General features: G+C 35.7%; 21 protein-coding genes and 1 pseudogene. All 22 read left to right on the forward strand.

What is annotated here, in order from left to right; all coding sequences use genetic code 11:
• The first annotated feature begins 3 nt into the window (after window positions 1-3).
• Window positions 4-639 (forward strand): TetR/AcrR family transcriptional regulator, encoded by a 636-nt coding sequence (locus H0S70_RS01645; RefSeq protein WP_188321479.1) that lies wholly within the window; start codon window positions 4-6, stop codon window positions 637-639.
• 156 nt (window positions 640-795) lie between these two features.
• A complete protein-coding gene (locus H0S70_RS01650; protein WP_188321480.1) occupies window positions 796-1,635 on the forward strand; it encodes an RteC domain-containing protein in 840 nt (279 codons plus the stop codon).
• Window positions 1,636-1,865: 230 nt separating this feature from the next.
• Window positions 1,866-2,120, forward strand: coding sequence for a helix-turn-helix domain-containing protein (locus H0S70_RS01655; RefSeq protein WP_188321481.1), 255 nt, complete (start codon window positions 1,866-1,868; stop codon window positions 2,118-2,120).
• Window positions 2,121-2,141: 21 nt separating this feature from the next.
• Window positions 2,142-2,735, forward strand: coding sequence for a transcriptional regulator (locus tag H0S70_RS01660; protein ID WP_123904547.1), 594 nt, complete (start codon window positions 2,142-2,144; stop codon window positions 2,733-2,735).
• Between the two features lie 13 nt (window positions 2,736-2,748).
• Entirely contained in the window at window positions 2,749-3,000 is a 252-nt protein-coding gene (locus H0S70_RS01665; protein ID WP_168638693.1) for a DUF3853 family protein, read from the forward strand.
• A 2-nt stretch (window positions 3,001-3,002) separates the two neighbouring features.
• Window positions 3,003-3,689 carry a hypothetical protein gene (locus tag H0S70_RS01670; RefSeq protein ID WP_188321482.1) on the forward strand — a complete coding sequence of 229 codons (687 nt, stop codon included), beginning with the start codon at window positions 3,003-3,005 and terminating at the stop codon, window positions 3,687-3,689.
• 28 nt (window positions 3,690-3,717) lie between these two features.
• A complete protein-coding gene (locus tag H0S70_RS01675) occupies window positions 3,718-3,912 on the forward strand; it encodes a hypothetical protein (protein WP_188321483.1) in 195 nt (64 codons plus the stop codon).
• A 42-nt stretch (window positions 3,913-3,954) separates the two neighbouring features.
• Entirely contained in the window at window positions 3,955-5,091 is a 1,137-nt protein-coding gene (locus tag H0S70_RS01680) for a hypothetical protein (protein ID WP_188321484.1), read from the forward strand.
• Window positions 5,092-5,505: 414 nt separating this feature from the next.
• Window positions 5,506-6,348, forward strand: a complete 843-nt coding sequence (locus H0S70_RS01685) for a toprim domain-containing protein (protein ID WP_188321485.1) — start codon at window positions 5,506-5,508, stop codon at window positions 6,346-6,348.
• A gap of 530 nt (window positions 6,349-6,878) precedes the next feature.
• A complete protein-coding gene (locus H0S70_RS01690; RefSeq protein WP_188321486.1) occupies window positions 6,879-7,286 on the forward strand; it encodes a single-stranded DNA-binding protein in 408 nt (135 codons plus the stop codon).
• An 11-nt stretch (window positions 7,287-7,297) separates the two neighbouring features.
• Entirely contained in the window at window positions 7,298-7,543 is a 246-nt protein-coding gene (locus H0S70_RS01695; RefSeq protein ID WP_116096233.1) for a hypothetical protein, read from the forward strand.
• Complete coding sequence (locus H0S70_RS01700; RefSeq protein WP_188321487.1) at window positions 7,527-8,042, forward strand: DUF1281 family ferredoxin-like fold protein; 516 nt, start codon at window positions 7,527-7,529, stop codon at window positions 8,040-8,042. The genes H0S70_RS01695 and H0S70_RS01700 overlap by 17 nt, the downstream gene beginning before the upstream one ends.
• Before the next feature lie 47 nt (window positions 8,043-8,089).
• Window positions 8,090-8,290 (forward strand): hypothetical protein, encoded by a 201-nt coding sequence (locus H0S70_RS14550; protein ID WP_317173161.1) that lies wholly within the window; start codon window positions 8,090-8,092, stop codon window positions 8,288-8,290.
• 37 nt (window positions 8,291-8,327) lie between these two features.
• The gene (locus tag H0S70_RS14555; RefSeq protein WP_317173162.1) at window positions 8,328-8,588 is read left to right on the forward strand and encodes a hypothetical protein; all 261 of its coding nucleotides are present in this window, start codon (window positions 8,328-8,330) and stop codon (window positions 8,586-8,588) included.
• Window positions 8,589-8,608: 20 nt separating this feature from the next.
• Window positions 8,609-8,716 (forward strand): annotated as a pseudogene (locus H0S70_RS01710) (PRTRC system protein C); the annotation flags it as partial.
• A 710-nt stretch (window positions 8,717-9,426) separates the two neighbouring features.
• Entirely contained in the window at window positions 9,427-10,224 is a 798-nt protein-coding gene (locus H0S70_RS01715) for a hypothetical protein (RefSeq protein WP_188321489.1), read from the forward strand.
• 27 nt (window positions 10,225-10,251) lie between these two features.
• Window positions 10,252-10,617, forward strand: a complete 366-nt coding sequence (locus H0S70_RS01720; protein WP_188321445.1) for a hypothetical protein — start codon at window positions 10,252-10,254, stop codon at window positions 10,615-10,617.
• Window positions 10,607-12,070 (forward strand): relaxase/mobilization nuclease domain-containing protein, encoded by a 1,464-nt coding sequence (locus H0S70_RS01725; RefSeq protein ID WP_188321490.1) that lies wholly within the window; start codon window positions 10,607-10,609, stop codon window positions 12,068-12,070. Before H0S70_RS01720 ends, H0S70_RS01725 begins: the two co-directional genes overlap by 11 nt.
• A gap of 34 nt (window positions 12,071-12,104) precedes the next feature.
• Window positions 12,105-12,758, forward strand: a complete 654-nt coding sequence (locus tag H0S70_RS01730) for a ParA family protein (RefSeq protein WP_088264199.1) — start codon at window positions 12,105-12,107, stop codon at window positions 12,756-12,758.
• A gap of 21 nt (window positions 12,759-12,779) precedes the next feature.
• On the forward strand, window positions 12,780-13,358 hold the full coding sequence (locus tag H0S70_RS01735) for a hypothetical protein (protein ID WP_188321491.1): 579 nt from the start codon (window positions 12,780-12,782) through the stop codon (window positions 13,356-13,358).
• A gap of 44 nt (window positions 13,359-13,402) precedes the next feature.
• Window positions 13,403-13,723 (forward strand): DUF4134 domain-containing protein, encoded by a 321-nt coding sequence (locus H0S70_RS01740; RefSeq protein WP_088264230.1) that lies wholly within the window; start codon window positions 13,403-13,405, stop codon window positions 13,721-13,723.
• Between the two features lies 1 nt (window position 13,724).
• Window positions 13,725-14,039 (forward strand): DUF4133 domain-containing protein, encoded by a 315-nt coding sequence (locus H0S70_RS01745; protein ID WP_188321492.1) that lies wholly within the window; start codon window positions 13,725-13,727, stop codon window positions 14,037-14,039.
• The last annotated feature ends 17 nt before the right edge of the window (window positions 14,040-14,056 follow it).

Here is a 14,056-nt window from a genome sequence, read left to right on the forward strand (position 1 = left end):
AATATGTCACGAAAAGAGGTTCAGGGACCAATAAGAGATAAAGAAAAATCCAAACTGAGGTTTTTGAATGCGGTAGGAAAGATTATTAAATCAAAAGGATATCAAGGTTTGCAGGTAACAAAGATTGCTACAGTTGCAGGTCTTGACAAAAAACTAATATACCGCTATTTTGGAAGCGTAGATAATTTGGTTAATGAATACTTGAAATCAAAAGATTACTGGAGTAAAATTTCAGATGTTGAATTAACTGAAATTGATTTAACGGATGGTGGAAAAGGAATTTCTAAATTATTATTAGGCTATCAATTTGAATACCTAAAAAAAAGTAAAGAGCTTCAGAAAATTCTTTTGTGGGAACTTTCTGAACCAAAATCTTTATTAAGAAAATTAGCCGATGAAAGGGAAAGCTTAGGAGAAGAAATGTTTGTAAAGATAACAGATAAACATTTTATGAAAAATTCTAAAAATTATAGAGCAGTCATGGCGATTTTAATATCATCAACTTATTATTTAAATATGCATGCTGAAGTTAATGGAAGTTATTTTTGTGGTCTTGATTTTAAAAATGAAGACGATAGAAGTTTAGTGCAAAAAACGTTAGAGGATCTTGTAGATTGTGCTTTTGAAAAATATGAATAGATTTCTAAAAAATAAAATTTAGATAAATCTCTGCTTTTAAGCAGAGATTTTTTTATTCAATGCATATTGATTTTTAATACAGTTTCAAGTCCCTATATTGTGAATTATTAATATATTTGAGTTCTCAAAAATTAGAATTAAACATATTACTATCGATTGAAAAATTTTACTCAGAATTTAGAATCCGAACTGGATAGCAAATTGCATTTTATTGCACTTGAAAATCAGAAAAATATTGTCCAGGCTGAACTGTCAATGAATGAATCATTATTTATTCTTGAGAAGCTTAAAAAGTTTATGATAAAGTATAAATTTCAATCAGAGGGAGAGGAAATTGAATTTTTCAAACAAATTAAGCCTCATTTTCTTTCAAAGGTCATATATTTTAATAAAGTTTACAATATAGAAATGAGGAGACCAAGCGGTGGAGAAGAAATAGTTAGACAATATCTTGCTGAAGAACAGAATAAGATTAAAAATTTTTTTATAAATAATACGGATTTCTATGGTTATTATCGTTCCCAAAGTACTTTCTTGGATTCTAAATATTTTATTCGGGGTAAATTGGATATTAAATTGAATGTGGATTCATTTGTTTACGAGTCTGATCCACGCTTCACAACATCCCATGATTTTAAAGTAGCTCGGATTATGGCAAATGATATGCTGGAAGTGTATCTTAAAAATGAAATTGATAAAATTGGTAAAGACCACAATATTGATAATAAAATATATACACCCAAAGTGAAGCTAAACTGGACAGACAACAAGGCGGCATTAATAGAATTAATTTATGCATTATATTATAAGGGCTCATTTAATAATGGTCAGGCAGATATTAAAGAAATCGCAAAATATTTTGAAGCGGTATTTAATACAGATTTAGGTGATATCTACCGATCATACATTGAAATAAAAAATCGAAATAGCCGAACCAAATTTATTTCCCAACTGAAAGAGATTTTAGATAATAAAATGGAAGAAGATGATATTTAGCCAATTCAATTTTTGAATACCCAGCTTGGTGTTTATTAAAAAAAGCATAAAATGCGTAAACCCTATCACTGAAAAGTGTTGGGTTTTTTTATTGTTTTTAGAAATTAATTCTCGTGAAGAGCCATTTCATCGAAGATGTTCAAAAAATCTATACCCAAGTTGGGCAAACCTTGGGTGTTTTAGTCTGGGATAATTTTAAAATTTGCCATAAGAATTAAAAATAAAATATTATGGCAATCAAAGTACTCACCAAAGAAGACCTTGAAGATTTCAAAAAAGAACTGTTGGAGGATATAAAAGGCTTATTCCATTCAAAAGTTTCAGGACAGAAACAATGGCTTCGCTCAGCAGAAGTTCGAGAACTGCTTAACATTTCATCTGGCACGCTCCAAAACTTACGAATCAACGGGACTCTTCGCTATTCAAAAGTGGGTGGAACAATTTATTACGATTTTCAGGATATTGAAAAACTGATGCAACCTTAATAATTGAAATTTATGAAAGGTATGCAACATTTAAACGGTTTTTTCAGCCAAATTCTGAATAATGATAGGTTGAGTCCTACGCATATCAGCATGTATATGTCGCTTTTCCAGTTGTGGACAATTAATCGTTTTGAAAATCAATTTCGGATTGTTAGAGAAGAGGTGATGAAAGTAAGCAAGATAAAATCTGTCGCTACTTACCATAAATGTCTTACAGATTTGCATAATCTAGGCTACATCATTTATGAACCGAGTTTCAACCCCTACAAAGGAAGTTTAGTTTCTATTGTAAAAACTTCTGTTATTCAGCCTCAAAGGAGGAATATAGACTCTGCAATTGACAGGTCGTTCAATTCTTTGGAAGATGAAAACTTAATGAATTTAAGTAAAAACTCTCCAAATGTTAATTCGATAGATTTTCAACCACCACAACTTTCTGAAGTACGAATGTATTTTCAGGAGAAAGAATCACAAATAGAAGAAGCACAAAAATTTTATGATTATTACGAAAAAATCGGATGGACTGTTGCTGGAAAATTTCCGATGAAAAGTTGGACCGCGGCAGCAAGAAATTGGTTGAAGAAATTAGATAGAGTGGAACAGGGATCTCGTTAAACGTCCAAATATAATGAAACACATAGATTCTAAAACCCTACTATTAAACCTTACCGTGGAAGAGTTTTTGGAAGTATCCAAAAAAATTATTGCCGATGAGAATTATGCTTACGGATTGAAAGGTCTTGCGACATTTCTAGGATGTTCGAGATCGAAGGCCTCCGAAATGAAGTCTTCGGGAATGTTAGATGAAGCCATCATCCAAAGCGGAAACATAATCATTATAGATAAAAAGAAGGCGTTAGAACTTCTTCGAAAAAAATAGAAATGTATTATCAGGAACTTATTGAAAGGTTGTGGCGTTTCAATGAAAATACTCGTCTTGGTGCGACCGCAATTGCCATGTATCTGTATCTATTAAAATTGGGAGAACAGAACAATAGTTATGTAATAAAAATTTCAGACACAGTTCTAAGTAATATTTTAGGCATACATAGAAATACTGTAAAACCGTTTAGGGAGAAATTGAAAAATTTCGGTCTGATTCAATACACCACCAAAAACGGATTTCCGTGTACTTACAGAATATTACTCAATTACTCATTTGAAAGTTTTAAAGAAGAGAGTGAAAAAAATCTAAATAAGACAAAAGATGGCAATCACTCACATCAAAAAAATAAACCTTTAAAGTTGTTAGAACCACATAAAGAAATGGTTTCTAAGCATGAACAAAAAAACAAAAATATTCTTCAAGATCTTAATGGTATTCAACCCTCGTGGGACGAGTTTATACAATATGCAAAAACATTGGATTCCTACAAAACCGAAATGGATTCAGACATCAAAGAAAAATATCATACATGGGAAAAAAATAATTGGCTCAACAATTTCGGACGACCCATTAAGAATTGGAAATCCTCCTTAAAAAGTGTTTTGCCGTACTTGTCAAATAATCTTAATACTGAAAACGCGTCAGTTGAAATTCCCATAATCAACAGGCCTAAATATCCGTAAAACAATTACCCAAAAAGATCGCAATACTATGAAAATATCAGATTTGAAGCCCGGACAAAAGGTAAGCATCAATGGAACCCTTGCCGAATATTTAGGAATCCAGAAAGTGAGGATCCCAAATATAGGAAAGGCAGAAAAAAGTGTTTTTAAATGTGAGGGAATCGACTCTTACAAATATTACAATCTCAGGAAGGTTCTAAAACGCTTAAAAGTGAGAAAATAAAATTACAGAAGAAATTGTAGGGGTTTTAATTACGAGATTAATATGGCTGTTCCTGAAAAAGAGGTAAGACTCATACGTAATAAATTTGAAAATAAACTTGATAAAGTTCCCGAAAAAATACGCTTCGGAAACCAATTTGTGGATGATTTTATTTTCGAAGACCATCAGGCAGCAGATATTCCGATTAATGCACTGCGAGTGATTTTCAACATTATCTCGATTATCGGAAACGAACAGTTCCATCCGGAACTCCGTCCAAAGCAACTATCCTTATTTGATGAAGAGTTTGAAACCGAAAACAATATTTTCGCCTCTATCAAAATACGGAACAGCAGGATTTCACCGAGTGGTTCCACAAAGCAGGTAGTAGATGCGTACGAATTTCTCGCCAAATTTAAAATGGGATGGTACAAATCCATAAACTCAAAAGGTAGGGAGATTAAGACATTCGGAGGACTTATCTCCACGCCAAGTTACGACCAGAGAGGTTTTACAAGTTTCCTTATCAGCAGTTACTGGCTGAAGAAGTTGCTGTTCATTCCCGAATACAACTACGTCCTTTACAACCTGGTGTACAATATCCGAAATAACAAGCATATTATTTTTGCGATTTGGCTTTCCAAAATTCCCGAAAGTGGAACGGTTTTAAAATTGTCCACATTCAACAAAAAATTTGGACTGAATTATAAATCTGCGAAGGATTTTTGCTTCAAATTTTTGAAGCCTGCACGAATTAGTTTTGATAACTTCAATACGCTTTCCTTCAATTTCAGATATGAAAAAGATTCCATTTTTATCGTTCCATATCACAACAAAAATGCTCAAACTGAAAATCAATTATTGAACTCAAATACATTTGAAAAATTTGATTCAGTTAAAAAGCATTTCAACCCTAACGAAAAAATCACAAGAAGACTTATATATTTCAAAAGCAGATATGGATTGGATGAAGCCGATGCAATACTGTTTTTCCATCAGTATAAAAACATTGCACAAACGAGGGATTTAATAGAGAGGGCATTTAAACAGTTCATCCAAAACTGCAGAATGAACAATATAAAATCAACACGGTTTCAAGGAAAACAATTTTTAAATGAAATTCAGGAACATATCAAGATCATCTACGGGAACACAAAAATGGGAGAGTTATTCCCCAATGGTTATCCGATGATTCTCTGAATTCGGAATTGCACTCACCCGTAGTTCGGAATTGCACTCACAAAAGTTAAAGAACTGTTTATAAATAGGAAATTTTTATTCTGATTTCGGAATTGCACTCACCGTCAATTCTATTTCTAGATTAAAACAGTAGATAGGTGCCCTTTTTTGGGGATAACTCAAGATTCGGGATAATAGTAAAAATTGTATTCGGAATTGCACTCACCAAAAAACAGGTTGTTTTACGGAATTGTACTCACCACATTTTCGGAATTGCACTCACAGAATTTCGGAATTGGACTCACCGAAAAATAGATTCAAACCCTTTTTCAAAGAGGGTTTCGAACGTAAACTAAAAGTAGTATTAAAGGAAACTAAAAAGTTTTTTTTATTTAAAAGGAAATGTGGATAAGTCAATTGCTTTAAAAAAAAAAAATGAATTGCAAAAACATCAAAGAAAAAGTTGGCATCCGCTCGGTTTTGGAATCCTTCAATCATTTTCCCGTCAAAGAAAATAAGAAAACCGCTTTCTACTTTGCGTTGGACAGAGAGGAAAAAATCCCAAGTCTTTCGGTGGATTTTAAAAACAACCAAGCTTTCGATTTTGGTACAGGCAGAAGTTATGATGTTATTTCCATCGTTCAGTTAATAAAGAAATGTTCCGTTTCTGATGCATTGAAATACCTTTCACAATTTGTTGGCATCAGAGAAAAATCAAGTTCAAAAATTCCAACTATAAAATTACAAAATTACAGAATTACTAAAGTTCAGGAAGTTAAGCATCCGGCTTTGGTAGATTATTTAAAATCACGAAAAGTATTTGAACAAAAAGATTTGGTGAAAGAAATTCATTATGAAATCGGTGGCAAACAAGGCTTTGGAATTGGATTTGAAAATCAATCCGGGGGATTTGAAATTCGTCATGCTTATTCAAAAATCTGTCTTGGCAAAAAAGATATTACACTCATTCAATCGGAAACAAAAAATTCAGAAATCGCAATTTTTGAAGGTTTTTTCGATTATCTCACTTTCCGAAATTTGGAGAAAAACCAAAGCTCAACTTGCGATTATTTAATTTTGAATTCTACTTCAATGCTATTTAAAGCGGAAGAAATCCTAAAGAATTATAGCCAAATATTTCTGTTTTTAGACAATGATGAGAATGGAAAATCGGTTAAACTGAAAATTCAAAATCAATATAGAAATGTGGAGGATTGCTCGTTAATTTATCACAGTTTTAAGGATTTGAATGAGTGGTGGTGTTCGAATAAACGATAAAATTTTCGATTCAAATGGATTAAATCCGAAATTGTCATGTTTTTCATTTATTTCTTTGTGACAACAGCATCCTTTACACTTTCTCCAACCTTGGTTCGGCCTTTACGTTTGCAAATGTAGGACGGCAACAGACACTCAAAAAAATCTTTTTGGGTTTCTACAAAAATTCTTTCCGCACGCTCCAATAATTTTTCCAGACACTCCTAAATCCTTCGGACAAAAAGATTTCAAGCCCGATTCGGCATTGATGGTTTCATCAGTGGAACGAATCGGGTTTTGTGTGTCTGTTACCGTCCTATGGTCATCGGCAAAGAAAAAGCCGGAACCTCAGTTGTACGAATCAATTCAACAAAAGACGCTCTTTGACATCAACTAAAAAACAAAAAAATACAGGAAACAATAGTGTCTTTACCACTATGTAAAATAAAAAGAAAAGCCGAGTGTCCTCGATACCAAATCAATTCACTCGAAAATTTGTCCAATTAACAAAAAGAAAATCAACGAAATATCAACTTTTTAAAACACACATTATGAACACAATTATCGGTAGAGTTACCAAAAACGCAGAAATCAATCAAATTAAAAACGACAGACAGGTCGTGAATTTTTCAGTAGCCATCAACGACAGTTACAAAACCAAAGACGGCGAACGCAGGGAACAGACCTCTTACTATAACTGCTCTTATTGGATTAGTCCGAATGTCGCCAAAATCCTTACAAAAGGAACATTGGTAGAATTATCGGGAAGAATCAGTTCGAGTGCGTGGATAGGAAAGGATGGAGAAATAAAGTCTGGACTGAACTTCTACACCTCCAAAATTAAACTTCACGGCGGCGGACAAAGGTTGGATGCAACCCAAACCATTACAAGACAAACTTCGCAACCACAAAACGATAGCCCTTTCGCAGAAGAAACCGAAGACGATTTACCATTCTAAAAAATCACAAAATGACAGCACAATTTAATTTTCAAATGAAACACCGAACCGACAAGAGAAATTGGGAAGAAATAGAGGTGTATTACAAAACCCATTGCGACAGAACAACCGCAATACGCTATGCGAGAAACCTTTCCAAAATGTTCAAGTCGGAAATCCGACTGACAGAGGGAAAAGAACCGCTGAAGACAAGCGGAACCTACATTTATGAAAATACAGAACCTTTAAAACCAAAAAATTATGGCAAACTGGTGTAGAAATACGCTTGCTTTTGAAGGCAACGAAACGGCATTGGAACAGATAAAATCGAAGTTCCGGAGAATGATAAACCTTGAAAGAAGCGAACAGTGCGGACAACTTCCGGACTTTGTTAATCCAAAAGTCGGAGTATATTTCTTCGACATCATTTGGGATGAAGGCGACTGCATTTTCAGTTGTCAAACGAAATGGTCGCAGAATACCAAAGTTTTGGTTCAGATAGCGGAACGTTTTAATGTGGACTTTATCCACGACTACGAGGAAATGGGAAACCTGGTTTACGGTAGGAGCATTTATGAAGATAGCATACTGACTGAAATCGACGTGGACGGTGAAGATTTTGAAAAGTATCAATATGATGATGAAACTGGCATTTACTATTTTGAAAGAGAAGCCTATGACAGTGATGCTGAAATATTGGAAACCTTACTGGAGAGGAAAGTGAGAAGCAGGAATGAGAATGCCCAACTATTGCAAATAGCAATGCAGTTTGATTAAAAATTAAGAACAAATACGAACAATAACAATTCAAAAAGAACAGAATTATGCAGACCAATTTTTTCAGACAACTCGCCAATTTAAACCTTACAGGCGATTTGCAGATTACATTAAGACCAGCCGCAGAACATCGTTTCGTCCTTTCCGTATTGCTCCACAACGAGCAATGCGGGGACGATGCGCGAAAACTTATTCCGCCTTTAAATCTTCGGGGAACAGCCGAAGAATTGGATAACGGTTTTTTTTGAGAGTATTTCAACACCGCTAAAAACCGCATCGGGACTGATGGTGGATATGGAGCAGTTAATGAAGCAACTCGAAGAAGCCAAACAGAAATCCGCAATGGAAAAGGAAAAAGCCGATAAAGAGAAAAAAGAAAAGGAAGTCAAAGAGAAAAAATACAAAGAAGCGTGGCCGGCACTTCCCAAACCATCAGAGTTTCCCGACTTTGCAGAAGCCATCCGCAAAAAGCAGGACGAATACGAAAGACATTTTGCACCAAGTCTTTTCACGGATGCCATACAGGAAAATGAAGTTACAGATTAGAACCTTAAAAAACAGAAATTATGTTATTAGCCACCCAACTAGAAAGAGTATTTATCTTGAGAGACAACGGACAGGAAATCAAACTTCCAGACCCCGAACCGAAATGGAGCGTAGAAGCAGTGATGAATTAAAGATAGGTTGTTTCTCAATTGTGAAAAGCAACAGCTTAATTAATGCTTCCATTGCTGCACATAAATTGGATAGGTCTCTTCTCAACCTGCGCAAAAAACATGCAGTCAAATCTATTACCTGCAGCAAATAAAGATAGGTTGTTTCTCAAATGAGAAAAGCAACAGCTGAATTAATGTTTTCATTGCTGCACATAAATTGGATAGGTTACTTCTAAACCTGCATAAGGTAATTGCAGGTTTATTATCAGCCTACCTGAAATAATTGCAGATCAATAATAGGCCATACTAAAAAAGTATACTATTTGCGAAGCAGACATAAAATAATTACAATCAATTACTAAAGTTGTTCTATTTTCTTCTTCAAAAGCAAAAACTTCCTAAACGAAGTCCGTTGTAAACATTTTTTTAAGCTCTTATATCTGAAAACTTTCATTTAGCAAGATGTGTCTTTGTATATACAGCTTTTCAAGTTGCATCACCAATGACGATCTTGCCTTTTTTGCAAAAAGGGGAGAAAAACGGCGGAACTTGTTTTTCTGTTTTTTCTGAAATTTTAAACAAAGAGTCCAGAATAGTCCAGATTATTCTTTTTTAGTCTTCCAAGAATCCAGTATAGTCCAGATTGGTCTTATTTAGTCCACGTCCCATGAATACTATTGTTTTCACGGTTTTGATGTTTCAACTTTGCAGAAGAAATTTTAATCAAAATGATGAAAACACTACTTTATTTTTTTCTGTTGATTGTTGGCATATCGGTAAAAGCACAAGTCGGCATCAACACCACAAATCCTGAAACAACTTTTGAAGTTGTTGGAAAACCAAACGATCCCAGCCATTACGATGGCATCATTCCACCAAGAATTACCGGTGACCAATTGGCTTCAAAATCTTATTCAAATACAAAAAAGGGCGCGGTAGTCTTTGTAACCTCTCCGGCGTCTAATCTTTCCGGGCAGGTCATCAATGTCAGCGAGTCTGGAATGTATTATTTTGATGGTAACGTATGGCAAAACTTTGCAAAAGAAAAACAGCCGACTGAATACCGAATCGTTTTGACGTTTGATGAAAATGGGACTGATCCTTTAACGGCGACTTCAACATGGTCTGCACCGGTAAATTATTCAGGAAACAGTCATGCTTATCTAACCTCTTCAAAATATTACACGATTGGAACCAAAAATTTCGGAGGATTGAAAGGATTTGTCCTTTTCAGAAAAGTTAACGGAATTGTCAATGTCAGATTCCAGATCTACCGGTCTTACAATTCTGCACCAATTACAGGAATCGACTTTATCAGTATAGCAAGCATCTTCAGCGACATCGGCTACATTCCCAATCAAATCGTATTACTTCATACTGAAAATTCCACCCAGTTTTTCCCGGCATTGCTTGAAAATTACTCGATTCAAATTCCCCAAACCTCACTCAATGCCATGTCCACCTCATATTACACCTACGGTGAAGTACAGGGATACTCCAATTGGATCAAGCCTTATCTGCCTTAAAAATAACAAAAACAAACGATATGAAAAATGACAAAAGAAGGAAAGGAAGAGGTGATCCTGATCAGGGTTCAAAAACTCCGAAAAGAAAAGTGGAAAAAAATCTGTTCCAAGAGAAAAATTTCCCTCACCAGTTTAATTATCGATTCGGTAGAGAACAGAATTTTGGAAGATGAGAGAAAAAAAATATTAGCGTTCATTGAAAAACAGGACAACATCTTCATCAAGATTGAAACCAACATCAATCAGATAGCGAGAATCGTTAATGGCCAAAAGTTTATTTCCCAAACCGAATTGAGCAATTTTCAAAACCAACTGAAAACCATCGTTGACTTGAAGGAAAAGCAAAATGAGATATTCTTAAAAATTTATTCACTCATCGCCAATGATCGTTAAGATTTTAGGTTCTGCAAGTTCCAATTTTCACGGTGTTCAGTACAACGACAAAAAGGTGGAGAAAGGAACTGGAGAACTGATGCTGTTGAAAAACTTTCCCTCCTTCATCAACGAAGGTAGCAGTCCGGAGCAGGTTCGGGATTATTTAAAATCTATCTCGAAAAGCGACAAAGTAAAAAAGCCACAGTTCCACGCTGTGATTTCCACCAAGTTTCAGGCACACCAGAAGGAAGAACTCACAAAGGTTGCGGACGATTTTATGCATGAAATGGGTTATGGCAACCAACCCTACATAGTGGTCTTCCACAACGATACGGAGAACAACCACGTTCACATTGTTTCGACAAGGGTGGACAAGGAAACCGGAAAAAAGATCAATGACAGTTACGAGCGGTTAAAAGCGCAGAAAGCCCTCTCAAAAACCCTCGAAAAATTATACGGCATTACGCCGGAGCAGGAACTTGAAAAATTACTGAAATACAGAATTGGTTCGCTAAAACAACTTGAACTCTTGCTGGAAAGAAGCGGATACAGACTATCACAAAACACAAATGATGAAAAAAAATATGATATACTTAAAAGCGGCATACCTCTCAAAACCATCGACGGCAGCAAAATCCGACTTAGCCCGCATTCAAAAGACAGCAGGAGTTTGCAGTTGAAAGCCATTTTGACCAAATACAGGGAACTCAGTTCCAACAAAGTCTTCAGGGTAGAAGATAGAAGAAAAAGGGAATCAATGCTTCCAGAAGAAAAGCACAAAGACTGGAAAGCTAAAATAGAGTTTGAAAGCGAAATGCAAAAAAAGTTACGGGATATTTTCGGACTTGATGTGGTCTTTCACTACAAAGACGGACAAAAACCGTTCGGATACAGCCTGATTGACCACAAGACCGAAACGGTTTATAAGGGAAACGACATCATCAAAATGAATGAACTGTTCGAGTTAACCGATGATAGGATTGACAAAAAATTATTTGAAAGCTTAAAGGACTACAACATTACGGACAATGCATTAAAAAAGATTCTGATGGAATATCTAAAACGCACCAATGCAGAAGCGATACTGAAAGATTTTATGCTTTTTGAAACCAAGAGCAGAAAGACTAAGAAAATTTTCGAATCAGTGAAAAATGAGGTAAGGGACTATCTGAAAAAACAAAATTCAAAAGATCTACACCTCATAAAATCGGAAGACGGAAAATATTATGTTGTCCACTCAAAACTTCACTATGTAGGCTCCCTAGAATATCTGATTGGCAAAAAAGAATATCAAAAATTTTTGAATCTGAATCAAGAAAAGCCGATCATAAAGACAAAAGAAGATGAAATTCTGTCAAAGGAACTGCGCCAAAGTGTTAATGAATTGTTTTTTCAGTTCACCAAAACATCAGGATCGGGAAAAGACCCCGCGGAAGACGAACTCAGAAAAAGACGTAAAAAGCGAAGATAAAATTACAGATAACCGTCAACCATCAAATAATAAAATGATTATCACATTTGCTACCCAAAAAGGCGGAGCCGGAAAAACTACCCTCGCCATTGCGTTTGCCAATTATCTGTCCATTGTGTCAGAAAGGAGCATTAAGGTTTATGATTTCGATTTTCAGAAATCCTTCTACTCTAAATGGCTGGATGATGAGGAATCGGAATTGCCCAAACTCTACGATGTGGAAGTCATCGGCGAGGATGATACAAAACCGCCTTTCAGGGATTTGGAAGAAGTCATCGAACTGAAGGAAAGTGAAAACATCTACATCTTCGATTTGGCGGGAACACTTGACCGGAAATACAGCGATGTGCTGATCTACAGCGACTTCATTATCATTCCCTTTGAGTACTCCGATGTATCGGTAAAATCGACTTTGGTCTTCAAAAATATGCTTGGTTTATTGGAAAGTGAGGCAGAACGCATCTTTATCCGCTCTAAATACGACAAAGGTTACAAATACCGGAACCAAAGAGAAATGGACCAGGAACTTGCCAAATATGGGCTTCTGCTTGAAAACTCCGTACACAAAAGAAACAGCCTTCAAAGCATTAACACAAGAACATTGAATTACGACCAAAAAAATGCAGTCAAAAGACCCTTTAACGAAATTATCGAACAAATTAACAAGGAACTGAAAATAACCCTTTAATCCAAAAAACCAAAAATAAAAATGCTAAAATATTCACTCATTTTAATAGGAATCTATGTCCTGTATTACGGCGGAAACATTGTCTATGACCTGTTTTTGAAGAAAGAGAAAACAGCCGTTACCGATGAAGCCGAGGAATTCTCCCTCGTCAGTTTTGCCAAAACAGAAAGCCCGCCGGAAAGTCGTATTGAGATTGATGATGTCGAAAATATCCGAACTCCGAAATCCTTTCAGAAGGTTCATCCTCCATTATCTGTCGATCCATCGAAAATTTTCGAACCACCTGATTTGGAAGAAATGAGAAGAAAATTTGAAGCCGAGGAAGAAATGGACGGAGATATTCCCAGAACTGAATCACCTGAAGAGATTAAGGTTTCAGAAACTAAAGAAGAATCAGAGCAACCCGAAAAGAAAAGTGCAACCGAACCCGAAGAAGAAGTTGAATCCCAAACTGAAGCGGAAGAAATAGTTCAGATTCCAAAACCAACACTACAAGAAGAGAATGATCAGTATTGGAAAAAAATGGTCAGTCTTGCACACACCTCCATCAAACTAGTTAAAAACTACGACGGTGAAAAGGTTTATCATTCCACACAGTAAAGAAAACACAAACCCATATAACTAACCTAAAATTTTAAAAAATGATGAAAAAAAATTTCAACACCAAAGTGATCCAAAAGAAAGTACTAGCCGTTGCCTTGCTGATGTTGGCAATGTCCCCAATTTTCGCACAAGGCGGTGCAACAGCTATCTCGAATGCCGCAAGTGACATCAAAGATTATTGGGATCCCATCAAACTCATCCTGAAAGCAGTCGGTGGATTGGTCGGGTTCATTGGCGGACTCCGAGTTTACAACAAATGGACGAACGGTGATCAAGATGTCAACAAAGAAATCCTGGGCTACGGCGGCGCCATGATTTTCCTGATTGTCGTTCCGGAATTTGTAACCGCATTCTTTGCCTAAGATGGGTTACTACCTCTACAAGGGGCTTAAAAAACCCCTTGTCTTTTTCGGACTCAAAGGCAAATACATCTTTTATGCAGTCGGCGTTGTGGGAGGCGGAGTCGTTGCAGCACTCATTTTATCCAAATTCGGATTATTGGGTTCATTGTTCGGACTTGCAGTCACTGCGGGAGGTGTGTATTTAATCTTCAGAAGGCAGGACAAAAACGGACTCTACGACAAAACCAAAAACTTCGATCAGGTAATGATTTTCCCTAAAAGATTCAACCATAAGAAATTTGCAGACCATTCAAAAACTGAAAAATCAAAAAAGTAACAAAGTAAAAATTCTAC

The sequence above is a fragment of the Chryseobacterium manosquense genome, assembly GCF_014623485.1.
Classification (GTDB): domain Bacteria; phylum Bacteroidota; class Bacteroidia; order Flavobacteriales; family Weeksellaceae; genus Kaistella; species Kaistella haifensis.